The sequence below is a fragment of the Acidovorax sp. FG60 genome (assembly GCF_057808995.1).
In genome coordinates this window covers 18,625-41,507 of record NZ_JBMDJC010000016.1, presented here as the reverse complement: position 1 = coordinate 41,507, position 22,883 = coordinate 18,625, and the positions used below count along the sequence as shown (strand labels likewise).

At 65.7% G+C, this 22,883-nt stretch carries 24 protein-coding genes; 10 read left to right on the top strand and 14 right to left on the bottom strand.

Annotated features, from left to right (window positions below):
- The first annotated feature begins 180 nt into the window (after positions 1-180).
- The 5 genes from ACODS0_RS20590 to ACODS0_RS20570 all read left to right on the top strand — a co-directional run bounded on the left by ACODS0_RS20590 (position 181) and on the right by ACODS0_RS20570 (position 3,479).
- Entirely contained in the window at positions 181-513 is a 333-nt protein-coding gene (locus tag ACODS0_RS20590; RefSeq protein WP_055398201.1) for a YbaB/EbfC family nucleoid-associated protein, read from the top strand.
- Between the two features lie 249 nt (positions 514-762).
- Positions 763-1,353: a recombination mediator RecR gene (recR, locus tag ACODS0_RS20585; protein ID WP_055398200.1), complete on the top strand. Its 591-nt coding sequence runs from the start codon at positions 763-765 to the stop codon at positions 1,351-1,353.
- A 102-nt stretch (positions 1,354-1,455) separates the two neighbouring features.
- A complete protein-coding gene (locus ACODS0_RS20580; protein WP_121420522.1) occupies positions 1,456-1,881 on the top strand; it encodes an MAPEG family protein in 426 nt (141 codons plus the stop codon).
- Between the two features lie 188 nt (positions 1,882-2,069).
- A complete protein-coding gene (locus tag ACODS0_RS20575) occupies positions 2,070-3,125 on the top strand; it encodes an ABC transporter substrate-binding protein (protein WP_121505991.1) in 1,056 nt (351 codons plus the stop codon).
- A gap of 201 nt (positions 3,126-3,326) precedes the next feature.
- Positions 3,327-3,479 (top strand): DUF3096 domain-containing protein, encoded by a 153-nt coding sequence (locus ACODS0_RS20570; RefSeq protein WP_082437438.1) that lies wholly within the window; start codon positions 3,327-3,329, stop codon positions 3,477-3,479.
- A 51-nt stretch (positions 3,480-3,530) separates the two neighbouring features.
- Here the strand turns inward: ACODS0_RS20570 and ACODS0_RS20565 are convergent, their stop codons facing one another.
- Positions 3,531-5,051, bottom strand: a complete 1,521-nt coding sequence (locus ACODS0_RS20565) for a transglycosylase SLT domain-containing protein (protein WP_121420520.1) — start codon at positions 5,049-5,051, stop codon at positions 3,531-3,533.
- The gene (gene gloB / locus ACODS0_RS20560) at positions 5,048-5,824 is read right to left on the bottom strand and encodes a hydroxyacylglutathione hydrolase (RefSeq protein ID WP_488836856.1); all 777 of its coding nucleotides are present in this window, start codon (positions 5,822-5,824) and stop codon (positions 5,048-5,050) included. The genes ACODS0_RS20565 and gloB overlap by 4 nt, the downstream gene beginning before the upstream one ends.
- On the opposite strand from gloB, the gene ACODS0_RS20555 reads away from it, so the two are divergent.
- The 4 genes from ACODS0_RS20555 to ACODS0_RS20540 all read left to right on the top strand — a co-directional run bounded on the left by ACODS0_RS20555 (position 5,823) and on the right by ACODS0_RS20540 (position 11,983).
- Entirely contained in the window at positions 5,823-6,692 is an 870-nt protein-coding gene (locus ACODS0_RS20555; protein ID WP_233559237.1) for a class I SAM-dependent methyltransferase, read from the top strand. The two genes, gloB and ACODS0_RS20555, sit on opposite strands and share 2 nt — an antisense overlap.
- On the top strand, positions 6,689-7,138 hold the full coding sequence (gene rnhA / locus ACODS0_RS20550; protein ID WP_055398194.1) for a ribonuclease HI: 450 nt from the start codon (positions 6,689-6,691) through the stop codon (positions 7,136-7,138). Before ACODS0_RS20555 ends, rnhA begins: the two co-directional genes overlap by 4 nt.
- 203 nt (positions 7,139-7,341) lie before the next feature.
- Positions 7,342-8,802 (top strand): efflux RND transporter periplasmic adaptor subunit, encoded by a 1,461-nt coding sequence (locus ACODS0_RS20545; protein WP_488836853.1) that lies wholly within the window; start codon positions 7,342-7,344, stop codon positions 8,800-8,802.
- A gap of 22 nt (positions 8,803-8,824) precedes the next feature.
- Entirely contained in the window at positions 8,825-11,983 is a 3,159-nt protein-coding gene (locus ACODS0_RS20540; protein WP_055398192.1) for an efflux RND transporter permease subunit, read from the top strand.
- A gap of 85 nt (positions 11,984-12,068) precedes the next feature.
- On the opposite strand, the gene ACODS0_RS20535 is transcribed toward ACODS0_RS20540, so the two are convergent.
- The 6 genes from ACODS0_RS20535 to moaA form a co-directional block, all read right to left on the bottom strand.
- Positions 12,069-12,401 carry a thioredoxin family protein gene (locus tag ACODS0_RS20535; protein WP_218300177.1) on the bottom strand — a complete coding sequence of 111 codons (333 nt, stop codon included), beginning with the start codon at positions 12,399-12,401 and terminating at the stop codon, positions 12,069-12,071.
- Between the two features lie 165 nt (positions 12,402-12,566).
- Complete coding sequence (moeA, locus tag ACODS0_RS20530; RefSeq protein WP_488836850.1) at positions 12,567-13,925, bottom strand: molybdopterin molybdotransferase MoeA; 1,359 nt, start codon at positions 13,923-13,925, stop codon at positions 12,567-12,569.
- 19 nt (positions 13,926-13,944) lie between these two features.
- On the bottom strand, positions 13,945-14,490 hold the full coding sequence (locus tag ACODS0_RS20525) for a GNAT family N-acetyltransferase (RefSeq protein ID WP_487260551.1): 546 nt from the start codon (positions 14,488-14,490) through the stop codon (positions 13,945-13,947).
- A gap of 15 nt (positions 14,491-14,505) precedes the next feature.
- Complete coding sequence (gene mobA / locus ACODS0_RS20520) at positions 14,506-15,150, bottom strand: molybdenum cofactor guanylyltransferase MobA (protein WP_121505999.1); 645 nt, start codon at positions 15,148-15,150, stop codon at positions 14,506-14,508.
- A gap of 30 nt (positions 15,151-15,180) precedes the next feature.
- Entirely contained in the window at positions 15,181-15,564 is a 384-nt protein-coding gene (locus tag ACODS0_RS20515) for a DUF6713 family protein (RefSeq protein ID WP_121506000.1), read from the bottom strand.
- Positions 15,565-15,630: 66 nt separating this feature from the next.
- Positions 15,631-16,767 carry a GTP 3',8-cyclase MoaA gene (moaA, locus tag ACODS0_RS20510; protein WP_488836847.1) on the bottom strand — a complete coding sequence of 379 codons (1,137 nt, stop codon included), beginning with the start codon at positions 16,765-16,767 and terminating at the stop codon, positions 15,631-15,633.
- Positions 16,768-16,936: 169 nt separating this feature from the next.
- Here moaA and ACODS0_RS20505 point away from each other — a divergent pair, with 169 nt between their 5' ends.
- Entirely contained in the window at positions 16,937-17,788 is an 852-nt protein-coding gene (locus ACODS0_RS20505) for a type IV pili methyl-accepting chemotaxis transducer N-terminal domain-containing protein (protein WP_488836845.1), read from the top strand.
- Between the two features lie 28 nt (positions 17,789-17,816).
- On the opposite strand, the gene ACODS0_RS20500 is transcribed toward ACODS0_RS20505, so the two are convergent.
- The 6 genes from ACODS0_RS20500 to ACODS0_RS20475 form a co-directional block, all read right to left on the bottom strand.
- Positions 17,817-18,497 carry a hypothetical protein gene (locus tag ACODS0_RS20500; protein WP_488836843.1) on the bottom strand — a complete coding sequence of 227 codons (681 nt, stop codon included), beginning with the start codon at positions 18,495-18,497 and terminating at the stop codon, positions 17,817-17,819.
- Positions 18,494-19,468 (bottom strand): hypothetical protein, encoded by a 975-nt coding sequence (locus ACODS0_RS20495; RefSeq protein ID WP_488836841.1) that lies wholly within the window; start codon positions 19,466-19,468, stop codon positions 18,494-18,496. Before ACODS0_RS20495 ends, ACODS0_RS20500 begins: the two co-directional genes overlap by 4 nt.
- 117 nt (positions 19,469-19,585) lie before the next feature.
- Entirely contained in the window at positions 19,586-19,711 is a 126-nt protein-coding gene (locus tag ACODS0_RS20490) for a hypothetical protein (protein ID WP_488836839.1), read from the bottom strand.
- Positions 19,712-19,827: 116 nt separating this feature from the next.
- The gene (locus ACODS0_RS20485) at positions 19,828-20,589 is read right to left on the bottom strand and encodes an SDR family oxidoreductase (protein WP_436131215.1); all 762 of its coding nucleotides are present in this window, start codon (positions 20,587-20,589) and stop codon (positions 19,828-19,830) included.
- A gap of 50 nt (positions 20,590-20,639) precedes the next feature.
- Positions 20,640-21,263, bottom strand: coding sequence for a DUF2889 domain-containing protein (locus ACODS0_RS20480; protein WP_487255336.1), 624 nt, complete (start codon positions 21,261-21,263; stop codon positions 20,640-20,642).
- Positions 21,264-21,394: 131 nt separating this feature from the next.
- Positions 21,395-22,828 carry an aldehyde dehydrogenase family protein gene (locus tag ACODS0_RS20475; protein WP_488836836.1) on the bottom strand — a complete coding sequence of 478 codons (1,434 nt, stop codon included), beginning with the start codon at positions 22,826-22,828 and terminating at the stop codon, positions 21,395-21,397.
- Between the last annotated feature and the right edge of the window lie 55 nt (positions 22,829-22,883).

Genomic DNA, 22,883 nt, shown 5'->3' with positions numbered 1-22,883 from the left:
GCGGGAGGGGGACGCACTCGGTGGCTTGGCAAAGCCAGCTCCACGAGTGCACTGGATTGGCGTGTGCCAGTTTCGAGGGCCGCTGACATTGCACAGCACAATACCGTGCATCTCGGATACCGAATCTCTCTCCCTTCGTGGGAATCGATCAACCAGAAAGAAAGCAAAGGAAACCACACCATGTTCAACAAAGGACAACTTGCAGGCCTCATGAAGCAAGCCCAGGCGATGCAGGACAACCTCAAGAAGGCGCAGGACGAGCTGGCCTTCATCGAGGTGGAGGGTGAATCGGGCGCGGGCCTGGTGAAAGTGGTGATGACGTGCAAGCACGACGTCAAGCGCATCACCATCGACCCGAGCCTGCTGGCCGAAGACAAGGACATGCTGGAAGACCTCGTTGCGGCGGCGTTCAATGCTGCGGTGCGCAAGGCGGAAGAGACTTCTTCGGAGAAGATGGGCAAGCTCACCCAAGGCATGCCAGGCCTCCCCGGCGGCATGAAATTCCCTTTCTGAGGGTTGGCTACCGAGCGGGCGATCTGCGTTGTTGGGCGGTGCTCGGAATCCTCACGTACAGGAAGTACGTTCCGGTTCCTGTGCTCCGTCCGCCTAGCAGCTCATCCCGCTCGCTACGCCCTTGAGGGTGGGGTGTGAAGGCAGAGGGCGAGCACCTGTTTGTCTTCCCTACATCCGTTTGGGCTGAGCTTGTCGAAGCCTGGCTCCGCCGCTCCCTACAACGTCACGCGCATCGCATCTAGTCTGTCCATGTCCACCACCAACTCCCTCGACGTTCTGATCCAGGCGCTGCGCCGCTTGCCGGGGGTGGGGGTGAAGTCTGCGCAGCGCATGGCGTTTCATTTGCTGCAGCATGATCGGGAGGGGGCGCTGGCCTTGTCGCGGGCGCTCGGCGATGCGGTGGGCACCGTGCACCATTGCGCGCGCTGCCACACGTTCACCGAGGCCGAGGTGTGCAGTACCTGCCTGGACCCTGAGCGCGATGCGACGCGGCTGTGCGTGGTCGAGACACCGGCCGATCAGTCGGCGCTGGAGCGCACGGGGGCGTTCAAGGGGCTTTACTTTGTGCTGATGGGGCGGCTGAGCCCCCTCGATGGCATTGGCCCCAAGGAAATTGGCCTGCAAAAGCTCATGGACCGGGCCACCGATGGCACCGTGCAGGAGGTCATTTTGGCGACCAATTTCAACGCAGAGGGCGAGGCCACGGCCCATGTGATCAGCGAGGCGCTCAAGAGCCGGGGGCTGCACGTGACACGGCTCGCGCGCGGCGTGCCCGTGGGCAGCGAGCTGGAGTACGTGGACCTGGGCACGATTGCGCATGCGCTGGTGGATCGCCGCTAGGTGTTTGTTCGCGAAACTTGTGCCTGCGGCGGCTAGAATACTCACAATTTAATAGCTGCTAGCGCTTGTGTATCAAGCGCTAGAGCCAAAAAAGGCTTAAAAATGAATACCACCATGCATGTCGCACGGTTCACAGTGGCCTACTGGTGCGTGCTGATCGCAGCCCTGCTTCCCATGGGCTGCGCCTGGCTGGCCAAGAGTGGTAGCTTCGGCAAGTCGCGCAAGGACGGTGGCTTTGACAACCGCGACCCCCGCGCCTGGATGGCTCGGCAGACCGACTGGCGGGCCCGCGCCAATGCGGCGCAGGCCAACAGTTTCGAAGGCTTGCCATTCTTCATCGGTGCCGTGATCATCGCGCACCTGCTCGGGGCGGGGCAGACGTTGCTGGACATGTTGGCGCTGCTGTACGTCATGCTGCGCATCTTCTACATCATGATGTACGTGTCCGACATGCCCACCGTGCGCAGTGTGGTCTGGGCCGCAGCGTTTTTGGTCAATATTGGCATCCTGTTCGTCGGCTACCGCTGATCTTTGCCAGCCTGGCCTTTGAACAAGGGCTGGCGCCACTCTCTCGGGGGTTGCCGGTCGGGCTCCAGTTTCTTTCAACCCTGGTACGTAGAAACCCGCAGGGATTCCCCCTGATGCGGGTTTGTGGGCTCTGGGGCACGATTGTTGCAATGCAGCATTGCTGCTTCCACTGATTCTCACGGATTGTCATGACCCGCCCCTTGCTCACCCGCCGCGCCTTTGGCGCCGTCTCCGCCCTGTCGGCGGCCGGGGTGTTTGCGCCTGCCATTGTGCGGGCGCAGGCAGAGGGGGCAGCAGCGTTGGGCAACGTCACCATTGCCGTGGGCGGACAGGGCGTGCTCTACCACCTGCCGCTGGCGCTGGCCGACCAACTGGGCTACTTCAAGGCGGAAGGTCTGGACGTGACGGTGCGCGATTTTTCGGCCGGCGCCCTGGCCCTGCAGGCGGTGCAGGAGGGTGGGGCCGATGTCTGTGCCGGAGCCTTCGAGCACACCATCCGGCAGCAGGTGCGTGGCCAGTCCTACCGCTCGCTGGTAGTGATGGGGCGTGCGCCTCAACTGGCGCTGGGGGTTTCGCAACGCTCGCTGCCTGCGTACAAGGATCTGGCGGATCTGCAGGGACGGCGCATTGGCGTGTCATCGGTGGGGTCGTCCACGCACCTGGCGGCCAGCGTGGTGCTGGCCCGAGCGGGCATGGGGCCGCGTGACGTGGCGTTTGTGGGCGTGGGATCTGGCATGGCCGCGATGAATGCGCTGCGTTCCGGACAGGTGCATGCGCTGTGCCATGCCGACCCGATCATGACGCTGCTGGAGCAAAAGGCAGACACACGCATTGCCGGCGACATGCGCTCACTCAAGGCCGCGCAGGAGATGTTTGGCGGCGCCCTGCCAGCCAGCTGTCTTTATGCGCCGCAGCCCTTCCTGCAAAAACATGCCGCCCAGGCCCAGGCACTGGCCAACGGCATCGTGCATGCCCTCAAATGGCTGCAGACCGCTGCCCCGGCAGACCTTGTCAAGGCGGTGCCTCCGGGCTACCTGATGGGAGACCGGGGGCTGTACCTGGCGGCCTTCAGCCGGGTGCGCGAGACCTATTCGACCCACGGGATGATGCCCGATGATGGCGCAGCCACGGCCTTGCGCGTGCTCTCGCGCGTGCACCCCGAGTTGGCGGATTTCAAGGTGGAGCTGGCACGCACCTACACCAACGATTTCGTGCGCAAGGCGCGGCAGAAATTCAACGTCTGAGCTTGCGCACCGGATACTCGCTGGGCCACTTTGGGGGTGACCGCAGGGGAGCAGTGGCAGTGCAGGACCCAGATTGATCAGTGGATGCCGCGCACTGTCGCAATGCGTCGGCATCCGGGTCGGGAAGATGGCTTACATTCGTCGGCGTTCGGTTTGCCGTAGCCTCGGCCTACCAGTCATCTACCTCACCAGGATTGCTCCATGTCTTTTACCCTCAGCATCGGCCCGCTTGTCTCTTTGATCGCGGGCATTCTCATCCTCGTCATGCCCCGTCTGCTCAGCACCATCGTGGCGCTGTACCTCATCATCATGGGCATTCTGGGGCTTCTGGGCATGCACTCGCTGAAGTTTTGAGGCGCCTGGTGACGCCTTCTTGCGCGTTGCCCGCGGCGTTCCAATGGCGTTTTAGCGGCGCTTGACCTTGGAGGGGGTTCCCCCTCGGCGTACAGGCGCAGCAGCCGAGCGCTTGCCAGATCCGGAGCGGGCCACCGTGCCACGCGCCTGCGTGGCCTGTCGCACGGGCAGGTACACGACCACCTGCTCGCCCAGCTTGAAGGCCGCACTGGCGCGCACGTCGTTCCAGTCGGCCACGCTGGCAGCGCTGAGCTTGTAGCGCCGGGCGATGCTGGCCACGGTTTCGCCCTTGCGGGCTCGCACCGTGGTGCGGCGGGTCACGATCTCTGGCGAGAAAGCGACCTGGCCGTTGTCTGCCAGGTGCGAGGAGACGTCCTGCCGGATGGCGGATGAACGCGGGACCATCAACGCCGAGCCTGCCTTGATCAGCATGCGGGGAGGAATGTTGTTGATGCTGCGCAGGTCGTTCTCGCTCATGCCTGCCCGCTGCGCGGCTTCGGAGACCGTCATGGTGGAGGGCACGGACCACACGGTCCAGCTTGCATACTGGCCCTCGCGGCGCGCTTCAAGGTTGCGCTGGAACACCTTGGCGTTGTCCCAGGGCAGCAGGATTTGTGGCGTACCGGCAGCCAGAATGACAGGCTTATTGAACGACGGGTTCAGCGCGCGGAAATCTTCCTCGCGAATGCCTGCCAGCGTGGCCACCAGCGCAACATCGATGTCATGGGTGATGTCCACCGTCTGGAAATAGGGGTGGTTTTCGATGAGGGGCAGCTCGGTGCGGAAGGCCTCGGGGTTGGCTACGATGTTTTTCACGGCCTGCAGCTTGGGCACATACATGCGGGTTTCGGCCGGCATGTTCAGGTCGGTGTAGCTGGTGCCCAGTCCCTGCTTCTGGTTGCGGGCAATGGCCCGGCCTACGCTGCCTTCGCCCCAGTTGTAGGCGGCCAGGGCCAGGTGCCAATCGCCAAACATGCCGTAGAGCTTTTGCAGGTAGTCGAGTGCAGCGCGCGTGGATGCGAGCACATCGCGGCGGTCGTCGCGGAAGGCGTTCTGCTTGAGGTCGAAATAGTTGCCCGTGGCGGGCATGAACTGCCACATGCCGGCCGCCTTGGCGCTGGACACAGCCTGCGGGTTGAACGCGCTTTCGATGTAGGGCAGCAGCGCCAGCTCGGTGGGCATGCCGCGTCGCTCCAGCTCTTCAACGATATGGAAAAGGTACTTGCTGGAGCGCTCGGTCATGCGCTGCATGTAGTCGGGTCGCGTGGCGTACCACTGCTCGCGGTCCTGCACCAGTTCGTGCTGCAGGTCGGGCATGGCAAAGCCTCTGCGGATGCGGTCCCACAGGTCGGCGGGGGCCGAGAGCGATGCCACCTCGCCGCTGGAGGCCTGCGCGGCGGTGATGGGCCTGAGCGGGCCGTTGGGGATGACGGGGGTGTGGGCGGTCCGGGGTGGTGCACCGGTGGGTGTGGAGGGTGCGCTGTCAGCCGCGCTGTCCTGCGAAGGCCCGGTGGTGGCGCAGCCCGTGAGCCAGAGCGCGCACGCCAGGCAGGCGATGTGCAAAATTTTCATCGAAACTCGTTTTTCCATTGACGCAGTGCGGCCAGTACCGCCACGGCATCGTCTTGATTCACCTTTGCGTCGTAGCCATGGGCCGCCTGGGCCACTGCAGGCTGTCGCACGCGCAGGAAGGGGTTGATGTCTTGCTCCAGGGCCATGCGCGACGGCAGTGTGGGCTGGTGGCGGGCCCGCAGTGCTTCACATTGGCTGCTGTAGTGGAGCAATGCCGCATTGCCGGGTTCCACGGCCCGCGCAAATTTCAGGTTGGAGAGGGTGTACTCGTGGGTGCAGCATACGCGGGTGTTGCCGGGCAACGCCGCCAGCTGGTCCAGGGAGTTCAGCATTTGGGCGGGCGTGCCTTCAAACAGCCGACCACAGCCGCCCGAAAAAAGCGTGTCGCCACAGAACAGCAGGGGCTCCCCGTCGATGTCGGGGCAGTAGTAGGCAATGTGGCCAGCGGTATGGCCGGGCACATCCATGACTTCGAACCGAAGCCCCAAGGTTTCCACAGCATCACCGTGCGCCAGGCGGTGCAGCGGCTCGGGGATTTTCTCGCGTGCGGGGCCGTAGACCACGGCGCCGGTGGCGCTGCGCACGGCATCCACACCGCCGACATGATCGGCATGGTGGTGCGTGACTAGAATGGCCTTCAACTGCACACCAAGGTGCTGCAGGGCCTGCAGCACAGGCGCGGAATCTCCCGGGTCCACAACGATCGCTTGGCGGCCGTCGTGCAGCATCCAGATGTAGTTGTCGGTAAAGGCGGGCAGCGGCAGCAAGTTCATGAGCGATCAAATTATAGGTTTGCACCACTGGTTCGATTCCCCGCCGGGCCGGTACCTGCTGGCGTGGGAGCAGGCGCGCTTCGATGAGGCGGTGGCCGATATCTTTGGCTACCACAGCCTGCAGCTTGGAATGCCCTTGCTGGATGGCCTTCGCACCAACCGCATGCCGCACCAATGGCTGGCGCTGGGGCAGGAGGCGGTGCGGGGTTCCATCGCCTTTCTAGAGACCGGTAATGGCGATGCCCCCCTGCAGCGCCGCGCGGTGGATCTGCTGACAGAGCCCGTGGCCTTGCCGTTTGCGGCAGCGAGCCTGGATCTGCTGGTGTTGCCCCATACCCTGGAGTTGAGCATTGACCCCCACGCCGCCCTGCGTGAAGTGGAGCGCGTGCTCGTGCCCGAGGGCCGGGTGGTCATCAGCGGGCTGAACCCGACCAGCCTGTGGGGGCTGCGCCAGTGGCGTGCCCGCATGATCCAGCGTCTGGGCGGGGGCACTCTATACCTGCCGGATGTGGGCGAGTTCATTGGCTACCGGCGCTTGCGCGACTGGCTCAGGCTTTTGAGTTTTGAGGTCGAGTCGGCCCAGTTTGGCTGTTATCGTCCGGCGGTGCGCAGCACCCAGTGGCTGGAGCGTTTTGGCTTCATGGACCCGTTGGGCGAGCGGTGGTGGCCTATTTTTGGCGCGGCCTATTTTCTGGTGGCGGTCAAGCGGGTTCACGGCATGCGTTTGCTGGAGCCCGCCTGGCGGTCCAGCCGACAGCGTGCCGCCTCCACAGTGCCCATTGCCAACCGGGCAGGCCCGGCGGGTGCAACGGGCAGCACCTCGCGCATATTCACAGACAGCGACGACAGAGACAGGAACACAGTTTGAACCAGGTAGAGATATACACAGATGGCGCCTGCAAGGGCAACCCCGGCCCTGGGGGATGGGGTGCATGGTTGCGTTCGGGATCGACAGAAAAAGAGCTTTTTGGGGGTGAGCTGGGCACCACCAACAACCGCATGGAGCTGATGGCCGTGATCGAGGCGCTGTCGGCCTTGAAGCGCCCCTGCGCCGTGACGCTGTACCTCGACAGCGAATATGTACGCAAGGGCATCACCGAGTGGATTCACGGCTGGAAGGCCAAGGGATGGCGCACGGCCTCCAAGCAGCCGGTCAAGAACGTGGAGCTGTGGCAGCGGCTGGACGCGCTGGTGAGCACGGCTGGCCACCGTATCGAATGGCGCTGGGTGAAAGGGCACTCGGGCGATCCAGGCAACGAGCGGGCCGATGCACTGGCCAACCGGGGTGTCGAAAAAGCCCTGGGGCGTGGGTGACGGTGGGCGTCTATCGGTGCGCAGCGTCTGTGCACCACGGCATCAGAAGCCCCCTCCGGGGCTTTTTTTGTCTCTGCAGCATGTAAAGCCTGCGTAAATCTGCCGCAATTGCCCTTGTGGGTATGCCAAGGTTTGCTGCAGCGCAAGACACGCACTGATACATTGTTTGGCTGCCTTCCCCACATCACCCGCTTCATCGACCCATGGCGTCCAAGAACAAATACATCGTTTTCGCTGTCATTGGCATCGCTGCCGCGTCGGGCGCAGCCTGGTGGCTTCAGAAACCGGCCCAGTCCGTGCGCAGCGAGGCGCCTGCCGACGGCAGGGGTAGCGCCGCGCCGGCTGGTGCGGCGGCCAAGGGTGGGGGCGCAGGCCGCCCCGTGGCGGTAGAGGCCGTGGCCGTGCGGCAGATGGCCTTGCGCGACGATGCCGAGGCCGTGGGCAGTCTGCGGTCGCGCCAGAGCGTGGTGCTGCGCCCCGAGGTGAGCGGTCGCATCACGGCGCTCAACTTTCGCGACGGCGAGCGCGTGCGGCGCGGGCAGGTGCTGGTGCAGTTTGACGACCAGCTGCCCCGCGCCCAGGTGCAGCAGAGCCAGGCCGAGCTCTCCATCGCCCAGGCCAACCACAAGCGCAATCAGGAACTGGTGGCCCAGGGCTTCATCAGCCAGCGTTCGGTGGATGAAAGTGCCGCCAACCTCGAAGTGGCGCGGGCCAAATTGTCCTTGGCGCAGGCCACGGCCTCGCGCCTGAAGATCGTGGCGCCGTTTGACGGCATCGCCGGTATTCGCGGGGTGAACGTGGGCGACTACCTCAAGGACGGTGCCGACATCGTCAATGTCGAAGACCTGGATGTGGTGTATGTGGACTTCCGCTTGCCCGAGCGTTTGCAGAGCAAGGTCCGCACGGGCCAGACCGCCCAGGTGGCGTTCGACGCCTTGCCCGGCGTGCGCTACAGCGCCGTGGTGCAGGCCATCAACCCCCAGATTGACGCCGATGGCCGCTCGGTGGTGGTGCGCGGCTGCATTGACAACCGGCGTCTGCAGCTGCGCCCCGGCATGTTTGCGCGCGTGACGGCCGTGTTTTCAGAGCGCAGCGATGCCCGGGTGATCCCCGAGGAAGCCATCGTGCCCGACGGCAGCAGCCCGTATGTGTTCAAGATTGTGGATGGCAAGGAGCCTGGCAGCCGCGTGGCGCGGCGCACACCTGTCAAGCTTGGTGCGCGCACCCCCGGGTTTGTGGAAGTGGTGGATGGTCTGGCCATGGGAGATGTGGTGGTGACCGCAGGCCAGCAGCGCATCCAAAAGGATGGCACCCCAGTGCGTGTGGTGGAACTGGGCAAGCCAGGCAAGCAGAGCAATGGCGGTGCGCCATCACCAGCGCGCGCAGCCGCCTCGGCCGGGGCGGTAGGTGCAGACCGTGCTGCGGGTGCCGTGGCACCGACCGATGCACCGGCGCCCACCGGGGCTGGCAGCGCCAGCAGCCCCCGCGCAGCGGCGCAGCCGATGGCAACCGCACCCGTTGCCAATGCTGCTACCGCCGCCGCTGCCACTGCCACTGCAGCATCGGCCAATGCCGTAGTGGCGCCGTTGCCCGGCCCTAATCCTTGCCAGCTTGCGGGCAGGCCCGGCCGCGCACCACAAGGCAGCCCACGCCATCCTGCGTGATCGATGAAGTTCCAGGACTGCCATGCAACTCGCTGAAATATCGATACGCCGACCGGTCTTTGCGACCGTGCTCTCGCTGCTGGTGCTGCTGATCGGCGCCGTGAGCTTCACCCGCCTGTCGGTGCGCGAATACCCCAAGATCGACGAACCCGTGGTCACCGTCAGCGTGCGTTATGCGGGCGCGTCGGCCGAGGTGATCGAATCCCAGGTCACCAAGCCGCTCGAAGACTCCATTGCGGGCATTGACGCGGTGGACGTGATCACCTCCATCAGCCGGGCCGAGCAAAGCCAGATCAGCGTGCGCTTTCGGTTGGAGAAAGACGCCGACAACGCCGCCGCCGAGGTGCGCGACCGCACCGCGCGGGTGCGCAACCGCCTGCCCGATGCTGTGGATGAGCCCGTGATCGCCAAGGTGGAGGCCGATGCCTCGCCCGTGATGTGGCTGGCTTTCAGCAGCGAGACACGCACGCCGCTGGAGATCAACGACCTTATCAACCGCATCGTCAAGCCGCGGCTGCAGACGGTGACCGGTGTGGCCGATGTGCCCATCTACGGCGAGCGGAAATACGCCATGCGCGTGTGGCTGGACCCCGAGCGTTTGGCGGGCTACCGCCTGACCACGCAGGACGTGGAAGACGCCATCCGCCGCAACAACCTGGAGCTGCCCGCAGGTCGCATCGAGTCGCAGCAGCGCGAGTTCAGCGTCACCTCGCAGACCGACCTGGCCACGCCGTCGCAGTTTTCCGAGGTGGTGATCCGCACCGTGAACGGCTTCCCGGTCCGTATCCGCGACGTCGCGCGGGTGGAAGAGGGCGCCGCCAGCGACCGCAGCCGCGTGCGCCTGAACGGGCGCGAAGCCATTTCCGTGGGCGTGATCCGCCAGGCCACCGCGAACCCGCTGGAGCTGTCGCAGGGCGTGCGCGCCATGCTGCCCACGCTCAAGGCCGACCTGCCACCGGACATCGGCATCGACATTGCCAACGACAACTCGCTGTTCATCGACCGGTCCATCAAAAGCGTCTACACCACCATTGCCGAGGCCGTGGTGCTGGTGGCCCTGGTGATTTTCGTGTTCCTGCGCACCTTCCGCGCGTCCATCATTCCCATCATCACCATCCCGGTGAGCCTGGTGGGCAGTTTTGCGCTGATGTCGCTGGCGGGTTTTTCGATCAACACCCTCACGCTGCTGGCGCTGGTGCTGGCCATCGGCCTGGTGGTGGACGATGCCATCGTGATGCTGGAGAACATCTACCGCCACATCGAGGAAGGGCTGGACCCGTTCTCAGCCGCCATCAAGGGCGCGCGCGAAATCGGCTTTGCCATCGTGGCCATGACGCTGACGCTGGTGGCGGTGTATGCCCCGCTGGCCTTTACCCCGGGCCGCACGGGCCGGTTGTTTGTGGAATTCGCATTGGCCTTGGCGGGCGCGGTGGTGGTGTCCGGCTTCGTGGCGCTGACGCTTTCACCCATGATGTGTTCGCTGCTGCTCAAGCACAACCCGAAGCCCAACTGGTTCGACCGCTCGATGGAGCGCTGGCTCACGGCGCTGTCAGACGCTTATGGCCGCCTTTTGCGGTGGCTGGTGACGGCCCGCTGGTCGGCCAAGGGCAGCGAGCGCGGGGGCGTGCGCGGCGCCATCTTCCAGGCCCGCTGGATCGTGCTGGCGGTGATGGCGGTGAGTGGTGCGGCGCTGGTGGTGGTGTACCCCAGCATGCGGCAAGAGCTGTCGCCGCTGGAAGACCGCGGCACTATCCTGGCCAGCGTCACCGCCCCCGATGGCGCCACGCTGGACTACACCAACCGCTACGCACTGGAGCTGGAAAAGATCGGCCAGGACTACCCCGAGTTCGACCGCATCTTCGCCAACATCGGCAACCCCACCGTGGCCCAGGGCAGCGTGATCTACCGCACTGTGGATTGGGAGAAGCGTGACCGCACCACGCTGGAGCTGGCGCGCGAACTGCAGCCCAAGGTGTCGGGCTTGCCTGGCGTCAACGCCTTTCTCATCACGCCGCCGTCACTGGGTCAGGGCTTTCGCTCGCGTCCGCTCACCTACGTGATCCAGACCTCGGACAGCTACGAAAACCTCAACGCCGTCACCAACGCCTTCATGGCCGAGATCGCGCAGAACCCCGGCATCGTCGGCCCCGACGTGGACCTGCGGCTGAACAAGCCCGAGCTGCGCATCGAAGTCAACCGCGAACGCGCCGCCGACCTGGGCGTGAGCGTGGATGTGGTGGCCAAGGCCATCGAGACCATGTTGGGAGGGCGCACAGTGACGCGCTACAAGCGCGATGCCGAGCAGTACGACGTGATCGTGCAGACCGAGGCCAGGGGCCGCACCACGCCCGAGAACATCGACACCATCTACGTGCGCGGCCGCAACGAAGCCATGATCCCGCTGTCCAGCCTGGTCAACGTGCGCGAAAGCGTGAGCCCGCGCGAGCTGAACCACTTTGGTCAGCGCCGCTCGGCCACCATCACGGCCAACCTGTCGCCTGACTACTCGCTGGGCGAGGCGCTGAGCTTCATGGACGCCACGGCGGCGAAAGTGCTCAAGCCCGGCTACACCACCGAACTCAACGGCACCTCGCGCGAGTTCAAGAGCTCGCAGGGGGCGCTGGGCATCGTCTTCGTACTGGCTTTGGTCTTTATCTTCCTGGTGCTGGCCGCGCAGTTCGAGAGTTTCATCGACCCGCTGGTCATCATGGTCTCGGTGCCGCTGTCGATGATTGGTGCGCTGCTGGCGCTCAAGTGGAGCGGCGGCTCGCTCAACGTGTATTCGCAGATCGGGCTGATCACTCTGGTGGGGCTCATCACCAAACACGGTATCTTGATCGTGGAGTTCACCAACCAGCTGCGTGAGCAGGGCATGGAGATGGTGGATGCGCTCGTCAAGGCCTCGGCCCAGCGCCTGCGCCCCATCCTGATGACCACCGGCGCCATGGTGCTGGGAGCCATCCCGCTCGCACTGGCTTCAGGCGCTGGCGCCGAGACGCGCACGCAGATCGGCTGGGTGATTGTGGGGGGCATGTCGCTGGGCACGCTGCTCACGATCTTTGTGGTGCCCACCATGTACACGCTGTTCGCGCGCAAGGCCGTGCCGGGGGCGAACACGGCGGTGGCTGCCGAGGAGCCTGAGCATCCGCTGCACCCGCCGCACGATTACGTGGCCAAGTAGCCATGCGGTGCCCCAACGGCGGAGCGGTGCGACCCAATAAGAAGCCCCGATGGGGCTTCTTCCTATTCGGAGTCGGACGCGTGCCTCATGCAGGTGCCGAGACGGTGTTTACGGCGTCCAGAACGTCTTGCTGCCCCTGCGGCCGCACCAGGCGAGCGACCTCCTTGCCGTCCTTCAAGAACACCAGCGTGGGCCACAGCTTGACGCCGAACGTGCGACCCAGGCGCTGGCCGGGGCCATCTTCCACCTTGATGTGCGCTACATCTGCGCGGTCCTTCAGCGCTTGTTCGATCAGTGGCTGCGCGCGCTGGCAGTGGCCGCACCAGGGGGTGCCAAATTCCACAACAGCGGCGCCTGTCAGGCGGTCCACCTCGTCACGGGATGGGGGTTGCGCAAGGTGCTGGGCGGTGTAGGGCATAGGCGCAAGATTTCCAAACGGGTGCAAATGAAAAAAGCCATTGTGCTGTGCTTCGCCCGCGCGGGGTGCCACGGGCGCGGCTCCTGTAAGAGATGCTTAGCAAGGGCCGCCCCGCAGTGAAGGCGTCGGTCCCCCTGGGGGGAAGGTGAAAAGCGACTCAGGGGGTCAAATAACGCCGTCAAACACCATCACATCCACCGTGTCGCCCACGGCCACGTTGCCCTGGCCGTGGTGCAGCACGATGAGTCCGTTGGCCTGCACCATCGAGCTGAGCACACCCGAGCCCTGGTTGCCCGTAGTGCGCACCTGCAGCGTGCCGTCGGCTGCGGTGTTCACGGTGCCGCGCTGGTATTCGGTGCGGCCAGGCTTCTTGCGCATGGCCTCGGTGCTGGTGGCGCGCAGCAGCGGTGGGGCGCTGTGGTTGCTGCCCATCATGCGCAGCAGGGCGGGGCGCACAAAGGCCAGGAAGGTCACCATCACGGCCACGGGGTTGCCCGGCAAGCCGAACAACACCGCACCGCTGTGGGGGTGATTGGTATCATTTTGATAGCTGTTAGCGCTTGATGGGTAAGCGCTGGAGGCCAATTCGGCTTGATTTTCTGTGGTGGCAATGCGCCCCACCGCCATAGGGCGGCCCGGCCGCATGGCAATGCGCCAGAAGGCCACGTCGCCCAGCTTCTTCATCATGGTGCGTGTGTGGTCGGCCTCCCCCACACTCACGCCGCCGCTGGTGATGATGGCGTCCGCGCGCTGCGCCGCGTTGCGAAATGCGGCCTCCAACAATTCCGGCTCGTCGCGGACCACGCCCAGGTCGATCACCTCCACGCCCAGCCGCGTGAGCAGGCCGAACATGGTGTAGCGGTTGCTGTCGTACACGGCGCCTTCGCGGGGTGGCTCGCCGAGGCTTAGGATCTCGTCGCCGGTCGAGAAATACGCCACGCGCAGGCGGCGGTATACCGTGACGGTGGGCAGGCCCAGGCTGGCGACCAGGCCCAGCGCAGCAGGCGCCAGCAGCGTGCCCTTGGCCAGCGCCACGCTACCCTCCATCAGGTCTTCGCCCTTGAAGCGGCGGTTGTCGCCGGTCTTGAGCACATCGGCCGCGATGGTGATGTGGCCGTCAGCTGCGGCGGCTGTGGTGAACTCCTGCGGCACCACGGTATCGAGGCCCGTGGGCATGATGGCGCCGGTCATGATCTTGACGCACTCGCCCGCCGCCACGGTGCCCACCCAGGCCTTGCCCGCCAGCGCCGTGCCCACCACGCGCAGCGTGAGAGGCTGGCCTGCGACCAGTTGGGCGCCCGCAAACGCATAGCCGTCCATGGCCGAGTTGTCGTGGGGCGGCACGCTGACGGGGGAGATCACGTCCTGCGCCAGCACGCGTCCCAGGGCGCTGAAGAGGGGCAAGTCTTCGGTGGCGCTCACGGGCTCGACCAGCCGTTCCAAGAACGTGTTCACATCGGCAGCGCTCAGGGCCTGCGGGTCGTAGCCTTGCAGTTCGGCGGCAATCTGGGCAATGGTTTTCATGGGTCTCAGTAACTTTCAATCAGTCGTGCAGCACGCGCACCATGTGCAGCTTGTCAAAGCCCACGCCGTCCACCACGATGGCGTGGGGCAGAAGGCCCCAGGCGCGGAACCCGGCCTGCTCGTACAGGCGCACGACATGCGTGTTGGAGGCCGTGACCGTCAGCACCAGCTGGGTCAGTCCGGGCACGCCGCTGGCGGCCTCTACACAGGCGGCTACCAGCTGCTGGCCGATGCCTTGGCGCTGGGCTTGTGGCGCAACCATCATGCCTACCAGCGTGGCGAGGTGCCGCTGCTTGGTGCGCTGCTCGCGCTCACAGCCCAGGCAGCCGACCAGCTGGCCTGCGGCATCGAAGGCGCCGAGGAAGAACTGACCCGACTCCGGCGCGCCAAACCGCGCCACGTACTCGCTGGCATCGCGGCCCACCGAGGATTCGTAGTCGGACGTGAACGCATCCGGCGCGGTGCGCAAAGCCTCGTCGCGAAGGGCTTTGTAGGCCACAGCGTCCGATGCGACCAACGGGCGGATCAACACTGCACGGGCGGCCGCAGGCGTGTGCGCGTTCATCGCAGCGGTGCGTGATCAGGCCTGCGGTGCGCTCGCGCTTTCCAGCGCGTGCAGCTCAGCTAGGGTGTTGGCGTTGAAAAAGGCCTTGGGGTCGTCGCCGGGCTGGTCAAACGGCACGATGGCGCAGCGGTGCTGTGCCGTCCATGCGTCAATCTTGCGGCCACCGGCCTGGGTGAAAGCGACCAGGCTTTCGAGCAGGTCCACGCGCAGCAGGCAGAACACCGGCTGGGTGCGCACGGTGGTGCGGCCCGTGCCATCGTCCTCGGGCGCTGCGGCCATGGCGATGTCGGCGTCCTGGGCGTCAGCCGCCGCCGCCAGGCGCTGGGCCAGGTCCAGGGGGAACAGCGGGGTGTCGCAGGGCACTGTCAGCAGCCAGGGCGTTTCGCAACGCTCCAGTCCTGTCAAAAAACCCGCTAGCGGCCCGGCATAGTCGCTCAGCACGTCGGGCCACACCGGTGCGCCGAAGGCTTCGTAGGCGGCCAGATTGCGATTGGCGTTGACCATGGTGGCGCCGGTCTGCATCTGCAGTCGCATCAGGGTGTGCAGGGCCAGGGGCAGGCCCCGAAAGTTTTGCAGGCCTTTGTCGACCCCGCCCATGCGGGAGCCGCGGCCGCCGGCAAGGACGATGCCGGTAATGTCTTGGGTGTCAATCTTGGTCATGGTGCGCGCGATGGAGCGTGAAATAGAGGGCTACCGCAGCGGCCGGGTGCGCAGCGCGGTCAACTGCAGGCAGGAAAGGACAGCCGTGCCGACCAGCAGGCCCAGGGACACAGGTTGTACAAAGGCCTCGTGTCCCAGGGCAAAAAACAGCCCGTGGATCACCACGGTCAAGGCACCGAGGCAAGGCATGAGTTTGTAGAACATCAGGGCCGCTGAACCCTCGCCACGGGCCACTTGCGACTGCGCGTACAGCACCAGCGCAATGATGGGCAGGTTCAGCAGCAAGTTGACCTGGTTGCCGCCGGGGATGTGAAACAGCTCCCACTCGTGCCAGTACGCGGCGTCGATCTGGTGGGTGACCAAGACGGCGGCGTTGGCCAGAAACAGTGCGCGGTGTTTTGGTTGAAGGGACATGGGTGGCTGTAAGGACAACGCGAGGACCGAAGCCACCGATGGTGCCCTAAAAAGTCGGCACTTTGCTTACCCGCCGATGTAGCTCATTTCCACACGCCGCACCCCTGGTGTATTGTCTGCCGGCAGGCTGCTGCGCAGCTCCGAATAACGATCCGTGCGCTGCTGCCAGATGGGCGCGATGGCCGAGGCAATCGCTTCGTCGCTGGCGCCGCCGCGCAGCAGGGTTCGCAGGTCGTAGCCTTCGGAGGCAAACAGGCACAGGTACAACTTGCCTTCGGTAGACAGGCGCGCGCGGTTGCAGTCGTGGCAAAACGCCTGGGTCACGCTGCTGATCACGCCCACCTCGCCCAGGGCGGGGTCATATTGGCCTGCGGCGTTGGCATAGCCCCAGCGCTCGGCGGTTTCTCCGGGGCTGCTGGGGTCGAGCTGCACCAGCGGCAGCTCGGCGCGCAGGCGCTCGATGACCTCGGCTGAGGGCAGCACTTCGTCCATGCGCCAGCCGTTGGTGGCGCCCACGTCCATGTATTCGATGAAACGCAGCGTGGTGCCCGTGCCCCGGAAGTGGCGGGCCATGGGCAAAATTTCGTGGTCGTTGGTGCCGCGCTTGACCACCATGTTGACCTTGATGTGCGACAGCCCGGCGGCGTGCGCCGCTTCGATGCCCGCCAGCACGTCGGCCACCGGAAAGTCCACATCGTTCATGCGGCGAAACACGGCGTCGTCCAGGCCGTCGAGGCTCACGGTCACGCGGTTCAAGCCCGCGTCTTTCAGCGCTTTGGCCTTGCGCGCCAGCAGCGATCCGTTGGTGGTCAGCGTGAGGTCGGGCGCCAGCCCGTCCACCGTGCGCAGCTGGGCCAGCTGCGCCACCAGCGCTTCCAGGTTCTTGCGCAGCAGGGGCTCGCCACCGGTCAGGCGGATCTTGCGCACGCCATGCGCCAGGAAGAGCTTTGCCAGCCGCGTGATCTCTTCAAAGCTCAGCAGCGCGCCATGGGGCAGGTAGGGGTAGTCCTTGTCGAACACTTCCTTGGGCATGCAGTAGTTGCAGCGGAAGTTGCAGCGGTCTGTCACGCTGATGCGCAGGTCGCGCAGCGGGCGGCCCCGGGTGTCGGTGAGCAGGCCCGTGGGGACCACGGCTCGCGCGGGCACTTTCGCTGCCAAAGCAGCAATGCGTTGGTCCACCAGGGGAATCACTCGTTCGGCCATGGCGCGATTTTGCCGCAAGGGGGCCTTCAGAGGGGGCAAGCCCCTGCGCGCGGAGTTGATCGCGGTCAAGTTTAGCTCAGGCGCTGGTATGGCCCGCCTTTGACATGGCGCAGGGCGTTCTGTTTGCTGCGTTGCAACAATCTGCCCATTCGATTTCAAGGGGATTCCCATGTTGACGCGCGAATTTTCTGTCGATGCCGTGCCATGCCAGCGCCGTGTGGCCCTTCAGCGGGTGGCGGCGGGTGTTCTGCTGCCCACCTGGGCAACTTGGGCGACAGGAGCCCAGGCGCAGATGGGGTTGTCGGGGGCCATCAACTATGCGGGCTGGTTTCGCGCACTGTCGCAGCGCATGGCCAAGGCCTATAGCCAGCAGTACCTGCAGGTGCTGCCTGCTGCGGCGGTGGATGTGATGGGGCTGGCGCGCAAGATGGTGCAGACGGGTAGCGGCGAACTGGCCCGAGGCATGCAGTCGGGCCAGTGGCCTGCAGAAGTCGGGCGGCAGCTGGCAGAAGTGCAAAAGCAGTTTGCCCTGCTCAACCAGATGACTTCGGCGCCCGCCACCACCACGGCCCTGGTAGCGGCGGCATCGGAACAGGCCGATCGAACGCTGCTCATTGCGCAGGCCGTGACCGAGGCCATCGAAAAATTGGCACAGGCCCCCAGTGCCCGCCTGGTGAACCTGGCGGGCCGCCAGCGCATGCTGTCGCAGCGCCTGGCCAAGAACTATTTTTTGAGTGCTGCCAAGGTGGATTCCAAGGTGGTGCAGGCGCAGCTGGCGTCCGATGCGGCGGACTTCCGCCAGGCCTTGCAGACATTGAAGGCGGCGCCCGTGTCCACATCGTCCATCCGCAACGAGCTGGAGTTGGCCGACTCACAGTGGCTGTTTTTTGAATCCGCGCTGCGCCGCCCGGCTGATGGCGCGGGGCTGAACGCCGTGGCCACCACCAGCGAACGCCTGCTGGGGGTGATGGACAAGCTCACCGGCCTGTACGACGCTGCCCTGCGCGAGGTGCTGGGCTGAGAGGCAGGGAGCGGCCGGGGTCACCCGATCAGCCGCCCCAGGCCGCATGCTGCATGAAGTCCGCCAGGCGGCAATCGCGCCCCACCAGCACCAGCCGGGTGTCCAGCGCGTTGAAAAACCCTGGGGGAGGTGGAAGCGGCAGCTGCTGGACGCGTTTGTGGGTGTCGATGCGCGCCGCTGCCAGTTCGTAGTCGCGTGCCAGGGCCATCCACAGGCCATGGGCGCCGGCCGACTGGCGTGCGCCTGTTATCAGGCTCCTCCCTGAGTCCAGCCACCATCGGTAGATGGCTGATGCAATGCCCATGCGGCGGTAGCCGTCCACCACCTTGGTGTGGGGCGCACGCAGGTGGCGGTCGGTGCGGCGGTCCACCTCGACCAGCCGGTTGAACACGGTGTAGGCCACGATGCGGTTGCGCTGCGGGTCGATGGCATACACAAAGTATTCGCCGTCGGCCTCGCGCAGGCGAAACACCAGCCCATGCAGATGCAAGGGCAACGGCTGCATCGCATCGCGCGTGCGGTGGTTGGTGCGGATGCGGTCGTACAGCGCCTCGAACTCGCGCTGGATGTCGCGGCCCGACAGATCCACGTCGATGCGCAGTTCGGTCAGCCGCTGGGCCCACCGGCCCAGCAAGCCCTGGCCGGGCCACGTGTTGGCGATGACGGTGGCGTCGCGTGGGTCGCACAGGCTGCAGGCGATGGCCATCATGGCGTGTTCCCCTGGCCATCGGTCCAGCAGCCGCTCAGCAGGCGTGCAGGCTGTTCGCGGGCGCACACCTGGGCGCTGTGGGGCCAGTCGGGCAGCGGCACCACCAGGCCTGCGTATACGCCGTAGGCCTCACCCGCCGCAATGGTTTCGCCCGCCCACAGGCTCTCGCCCGCACGGATGGCCCCTCCGGCGTGAATGTGCCCACCGGCCCGCACACCCCAGCCCACTTGCAGGTGGCCCTTGCAGTCCACGTCGCCCGTTACCCACACGCCCCGGGCAGCCTGCACGGCAGCATCGGTTTGCAGGTGGCCACCCACCTTGATGCCGCCGTCGCAACCCAGGTCGCCCATCACCCGCAGATCCTGGGTCACCCGGCAGTGGCCACCGACGTGGGCGGCAGCCCCGCAGTCCAGCTCGCCGCCCACACGCAGGCTGCCTGTGCACTGCAGTCGCTGCGCCACTGTCAGCGACCAGCCCACGCGTGCATCGCCGTGCAGCCGCGCGCTGCCCTCGCAGCGCACTGCGCCCGCCACGCGCAGGTCTTCGCCCACGCGCAGTGCTCCACCCACCCGCAGGCCGCCCAGCACGCTGAGGCTGCGGCCCGTGCGCAGCACACCCTCCACGTCGGCGTGGCCCCGGCAGCGCACGCTGCCGGCAAACACCAGCGCGTCGGCCTCCAGGTGGTCTATTTCCAGCACATCGTTGGTGGGGCCGAACTGGTCCAGCATCCAGCAAGCGTCTTCCACGCGACCTTCGCGCACCAGGTCGTCCAGCAGCGCCTGGTAGTTGCTGGCGCCCTCCTGGCGGCGCAGGTACCAGCGGTAGCCGTCGGCGCAGGGCTGCTTGGCACGGATGAAGTGGCGGGTGATGTCGGGGGCGACCGCCGCGTTGGCGATGGCCTCATCGGCGGGCAGGCTGCGCGCAGGGGCGCACGGGGCGAGCGAAATCTCGCCCGAAGGAAACGGGGGCATGGACACTCCTGACGTCCGCGCCCCGGCCGTGGCCAAGGCGCAAGCTGGCGCTGGGCGTGGGGCCCGGCGACAGGAAGTGCGCGAAAAGAATGCGGAGGGGAGGGGGTGTCGCCGGGCTCAGGAATCTGCAGCGAGGGTGCAGAGAGCGCGGTCACCGGCCTGGAGCGTGGCCTGCGAGCGCGCGCCACGGCGCAGCGGCGCTGTGGCGTTGGCGGTCGTGGCGGTGGAGTGGCTCGCAAACATCGGCGGCACTATAGGCAGCGGTTTCAAGACCGTCAAATCAATCCGCACTGCCTTGGTGCGGATTGGGCGCGCGCGCAAACGCAAGTGATGGTGGCTTGCGAGCGCGCTCGGGGCCTTTACACGCAGCGTCCGCCATCCACCTCGATGCACACGCCGCTGATGAACGACGCCTCGTCGCTGGCCAGGTACAGCGCCGCATTCGCCACGTCCAGCGCGGTGGAGAAGCGCCCCAGCGGAATGGTGGCCAGAAACTTGGCACGGCGGGCCTCGTCCACCGGGCCGCCCGCAAACTCGGCGGCCAGTCCCGTGTCGGGATTGAACACGGGGTTGATGCAGTTCACGCGGATGTTGTCGGGGCCCAGTTCGGCCGCCATGGACTTGCTGGTGATGATGACGGCGCCCTTGGAGCCGTTGTACCAGGTCAGGCCCGGGCGCGGACGCAGCCCGGCGGTGGAGGCGATGTTGATGATGCTGCCGCCACCGGCCTGGCGCAATGCAGGCACGGCGTGGATGGCCGACAGGTAGATGCTCTTCATGTTGATGGCATAGACCTTGTCGAACTCGTCCTCGCTCACTTCGAGCATGGGGCGGTTGCGGTGCGTCCAGCCTGCGTTGTTCACCACCACGTCCAGGCGGCCGTACAGGCGCACGGCCTCATCGACCATCGCCTTCACCTCGGCGGACTTCGTCACATCGGCCTTGAAGAAAGCCGCCGTCCCACCGGCTGCCGTGATCTCAGCCACCACGCGCTGGCCACCGGCTTCATTGATGTCGTTGACGATGACCTTGCCGCCCTCTGCGGCCAGGCGTTTGGCGATGCCTTCGCCAATGCCGTTGCCAGCGCCGGTGACGATGATGGATTTGTTCGAAACGCGCATGGAATGGCTCCTTGAATTATTCAAAATTGATAGCTACTGACGCTTTAGTTTCAAGCGCTAGGGGCTTGTTTGGCTGAAATTTCTGCAGTGAAATCTGTGGTTGTGGCTTGCTCCGCCAGCTTGGGGGCCTGCGGCGCACGGCCGTAGAACTGGGGGAAAAACTCTTTCACGCCCTGGCCGTTGAAGTCCCACCCCGTGCACTGGCCCAGGTGGCGCGGTGGCTCGTCGGGGTGGCTGGACGAAAACACGGCGGGCACCGACTGGAACGCCGCGGTGGCCAGGTTGAACAACAGCTCGCGCAGGTGGGTACAGCTCGCCACGCAGCCCAGGTGCTTCTGGATGGACTGGCGCCAGCCGCGCGCCATGCTGCAGCCCACCATGTGCTGCAGTGCAGTTTGGGCCTCGGTGCAGCCCTGGAGCGGGTGCGAATCCATCGCCACATCGATCGCCTGCACCACCAGCTGGCGGTTCACGGTCACGCGCAGCCACATGTGGTGGATGGCCTCGCCCGCGAGGCGCTGTTTGGTGGGGTCGCGAAAAGAGGTGGCGTCGTAGGCCTTGCTGTCGTGCAGCTCGCCTTCAATGTCCCACAGTCCATCGTCGCGTTCAAAGCCCTGGTAGTTCACCCGGCGGACATGTTTCAGGGTGCGGGGGGCGGGGGGGCTCAGGGGCATGCGTTTTTTATGGTGACTAGGTAGCGAGAGACTGGAACTGGCGCGGCCTACGCCAGGGCCGCCGCGCAAGGGCCGCCCCGCCGCGCTGGCGGCGTCCCCCCAAGGGGGAAGGCGCGCAGCGACACAGGGGGTTATCCATATTTGATGGCAACGGTCTTCAAGGTGGTGAAGCCGTACAGCGCCTCAAAGCCCTTTTCGCGTCCATAGCCGCTGGATTTGACGCCGCCAAACGGCAACTCCACACCGCCGGCCGCGCCGTAGTTGTTGATGAACACCTGGCCGCTGTGCACACGCTTGGCCATGCGGAACTGGCGCGCGCCGTCACGCGTCCAGATGCCGGCCACCAGGCCGAATTGCGTGGCGTTGGCCAGCTCCACCGCATGGTCTTCGTCCTGAAAGGCCATCGCCGACAGCACGGGGCCGAAGACTTCTTCCTGTGCCAGGCGGTGGCCCACGGGCACATCGCGCAGCAGGGTCGGGGCCTGGTAGTAGCCGGTCTCGGGCGCTTCGTCCACCACCACGCCCTGGGCCACCATGGGGATGCCGGCCACTTGCGCGTCCGACAGAAAGTCCCACACGCGCTGCTGCTGCGTCTGGCGGATCAGCGGGCCCACGTCCAGGTCCATGGCGGCGGGGCCGACGCGCAACTTTTCAAACGCCTTGCCCAGGCGCTCCAGCAGGGGTTCATAAATCAGCGAGTCGATCAGCACGCGCGAGCCGGCCGAGCAGGTCTGCCCGGCGTTCTGCACGATGGCGTTGATGACCACGGGGATGGCGGCATCGAGGTCCGCATCCGCAAAGATGATCTGCGGGCTTTTTCCGCCCAGCTCTAGCGTCACGGGGCAGTGGCGCTCGGCGGCCACCTGCTGGATCAGCGTGCCGATCTTGGGGCTGCCGGTGAAGCTGATGTGGTCGATGCCGGGGTGGCGCGCCAATGCGTCGCCCACCTCATGGCCGTAGCCGGTGACGATGTTGAGCGCGCCGGAGGGAAAGCCCACCTCGGCCGCGAGCTGCGCCACCCGGATCAGCGAGAGGCAGGCATCTTCGGCCGGTTTGACCACGCACACATTGCCCCCCGCCAGCGCGCCGCCCACGCTGCGGCCGAAGATCTGCATGGGGTAGTTCCAGGGGATCACATGGCCCGTGACGCCGTGGGGCTCGCGCCAGGTCAGCACGCTGTAGCCGTCGGGGTAGGGGATGGTCTCGCCATGGAACTTGTCGCACGCCCCAGCGTAGAACTCGAAGTAGCGCGCCAGCGCAATCGCGTCGGCGCGTGCCTGCTTGGTGGGCTTGCCGCAGTCGCGCTGCTCCAGCGCCGTCAGCTCGTCCGCATGCTCCAGGATCTTGGCCGAGAGCTTTTGCAGCAGTCGGCCGCGCTCCACCGGGGCCAACTTCTGCCACACCGCGTTGTAGCACTGGCGGGCCGCATGCACCGCCGCGTCGATGTCGTCGGCGTTGCTGCGCTGGATCTCGTCGAAGGGCTGGCCGTCGGACGGGTCGATCATGGCAATCGTGCGGCCCGAGGCGGACGGCACCGAGGCGTTGGCGATGTAGTTCAGTTGCATGGCCGTCATTTTGCCCGGAAATGAAATGTGTGCTTATTATTTAAGTAAAAAATGC

Excerpts from the sequence above, each read along its gene's own strand:
- mobA (WP_121505999.1), bottom strand. The coding sequence starts at position 15,150 with ATGACCAAGATTGACACCCAAGACATTACCGGCATCGTCCTTGCCGGC.
- ACODS0_RS20485 (WP_436131215.1), bottom strand. The coding sequence starts at position 20,589 with ATGCGCGTTTCGAACAAATCCATCATCGTCACCGGCGCTGGCAACGGC.
- ACODS0_RS20480 (WP_487255336.1), bottom strand. The coding sequence starts at position 21,263 with ATGCCCCTGAGCCCCCCCGCCCCCCGCACCCTGAAACATGTCCGCCGG.
- ACODS0_RS20535 (WP_218300177.1), bottom strand. The coding sequence starts at position 12,401 with ATGCCCTACACCGCCCAGCACCTTGCGCAACCCCCATCCCGTGACGAG.
- moeA (WP_488836850.1), bottom strand. The coding sequence starts at position 13,925 with ATGAAAACCATTGCCCAGATTGCCGCCGAACTGCAAGGCTACGACCCG.
- ACODS0_RS20565 (WP_121420520.1), bottom strand. The coding sequence starts at position 5,051 with ATGAAAATTTTGCACATCGCCTGCCTGGCGTGCGCGCTCTGGCTCACG.
- ACODS0_RS20540 (WP_055398192.1), top strand. The coding sequence starts at position 8,825 with ATGCAACTCGCTGAAATATCGATACGCCGACCGGTCTTTGCGACCGTG.
- recR (WP_055398200.1), top strand. The coding sequence starts at position 763 with ATGTCCACCACCAACTCCCTCGACGTTCTGATCCAGGCGCTGCGCCGC.
- ACODS0_RS20495 (WP_488836841.1), bottom strand. The coding sequence starts at position 19,468 with ATGCCCCCGTTTCCTTCGGGCGAGATTTCGCTCGCCCCGTGCGCCCCT.
- ACODS0_RS20580 (WP_121420522.1), top strand. The coding sequence starts at position 1,456 with ATGAATACCACCATGCATGTCGCACGGTTCACAGTGGCCTACTGGTGC.
- ACODS0_RS20515 (WP_121506000.1), bottom strand. The coding sequence starts at position 15,564 with ATGTCCCTTCAACCAAAACACCGCGCACTGTTTCTGGCCAACGCCGCC.
- ACODS0_RS20475 (WP_488836836.1), bottom strand. The coding sequence starts at position 22,828 with ATGCAACTGAACTACATCGCCAACGCCTCGGTGCCGTCCGCCTCGGGC.
- ACODS0_RS20500 (WP_488836843.1), bottom strand. The coding sequence starts at position 18,497 with ATGATGGCCATCGCCTGCAGCCTGTGCGACCCACGCGACGCCACCGTC.
- ACODS0_RS20525 (WP_487260551.1), bottom strand. The coding sequence starts at position 14,490 with ATGAACGCGCACACGCCTGCGGCCGCCCGTGCAGTGTTGATCCGCCCG.
- ACODS0_RS20575 (WP_121505991.1), top strand. The coding sequence starts at position 2,070 with ATGACCCGCCCCTTGCTCACCCGCCGCGCCTTTGGCGCCGTCTCCGCC.
- ACODS0_RS20545 (WP_488836853.1), top strand. The coding sequence starts at position 7,342 with ATGGCGTCCAAGAACAAATACATCGTTTTCGCTGTCATTGGCATCGCT.
- ACODS0_RS20505 (WP_488836845.1), top strand. The coding sequence starts at position 16,937 with ATGTTGACGCGCGAATTTTCTGTCGATGCCGTGCCATGCCAGCGCCGT.
- ACODS0_RS20590 (WP_055398201.1), top strand. The coding sequence starts at position 181 with ATGTTCAACAAAGGACAACTTGCAGGCCTCATGAAGCAAGCCCAGGCG.
- ACODS0_RS20570 (WP_082437438.1), top strand. The coding sequence starts at position 3,327 with ATGTCTTTTACCCTCAGCATCGGCCCGCTTGTCTCTTTGATCGCGGGC.
- gloB (WP_488836856.1), bottom strand. The coding sequence starts at position 5,824 with ATGAACTTGCTGCCGCTGCCCGCCTTTACCGACAACTACATCTGGATG.
- ACODS0_RS20490 (WP_488836839.1), bottom strand. The coding sequence starts at position 19,711 with ATGTTTGCGAGCCACTCCACCGCCACGACCGCCAACGCCACAGCGCCG.
- moaA (WP_488836847.1), bottom strand. The coding sequence starts at position 16,767 with ATGGCCGAACGAGTGATTCCCCTGGTGGACCAACGCATTGCTGCTTTG.
- ACODS0_RS20555 (WP_233559237.1), top strand. The coding sequence starts at position 5,823 with ATGAGCGATCAAATTATAGGTTTGCACCACTGGTTCGATTCCCCGCCG.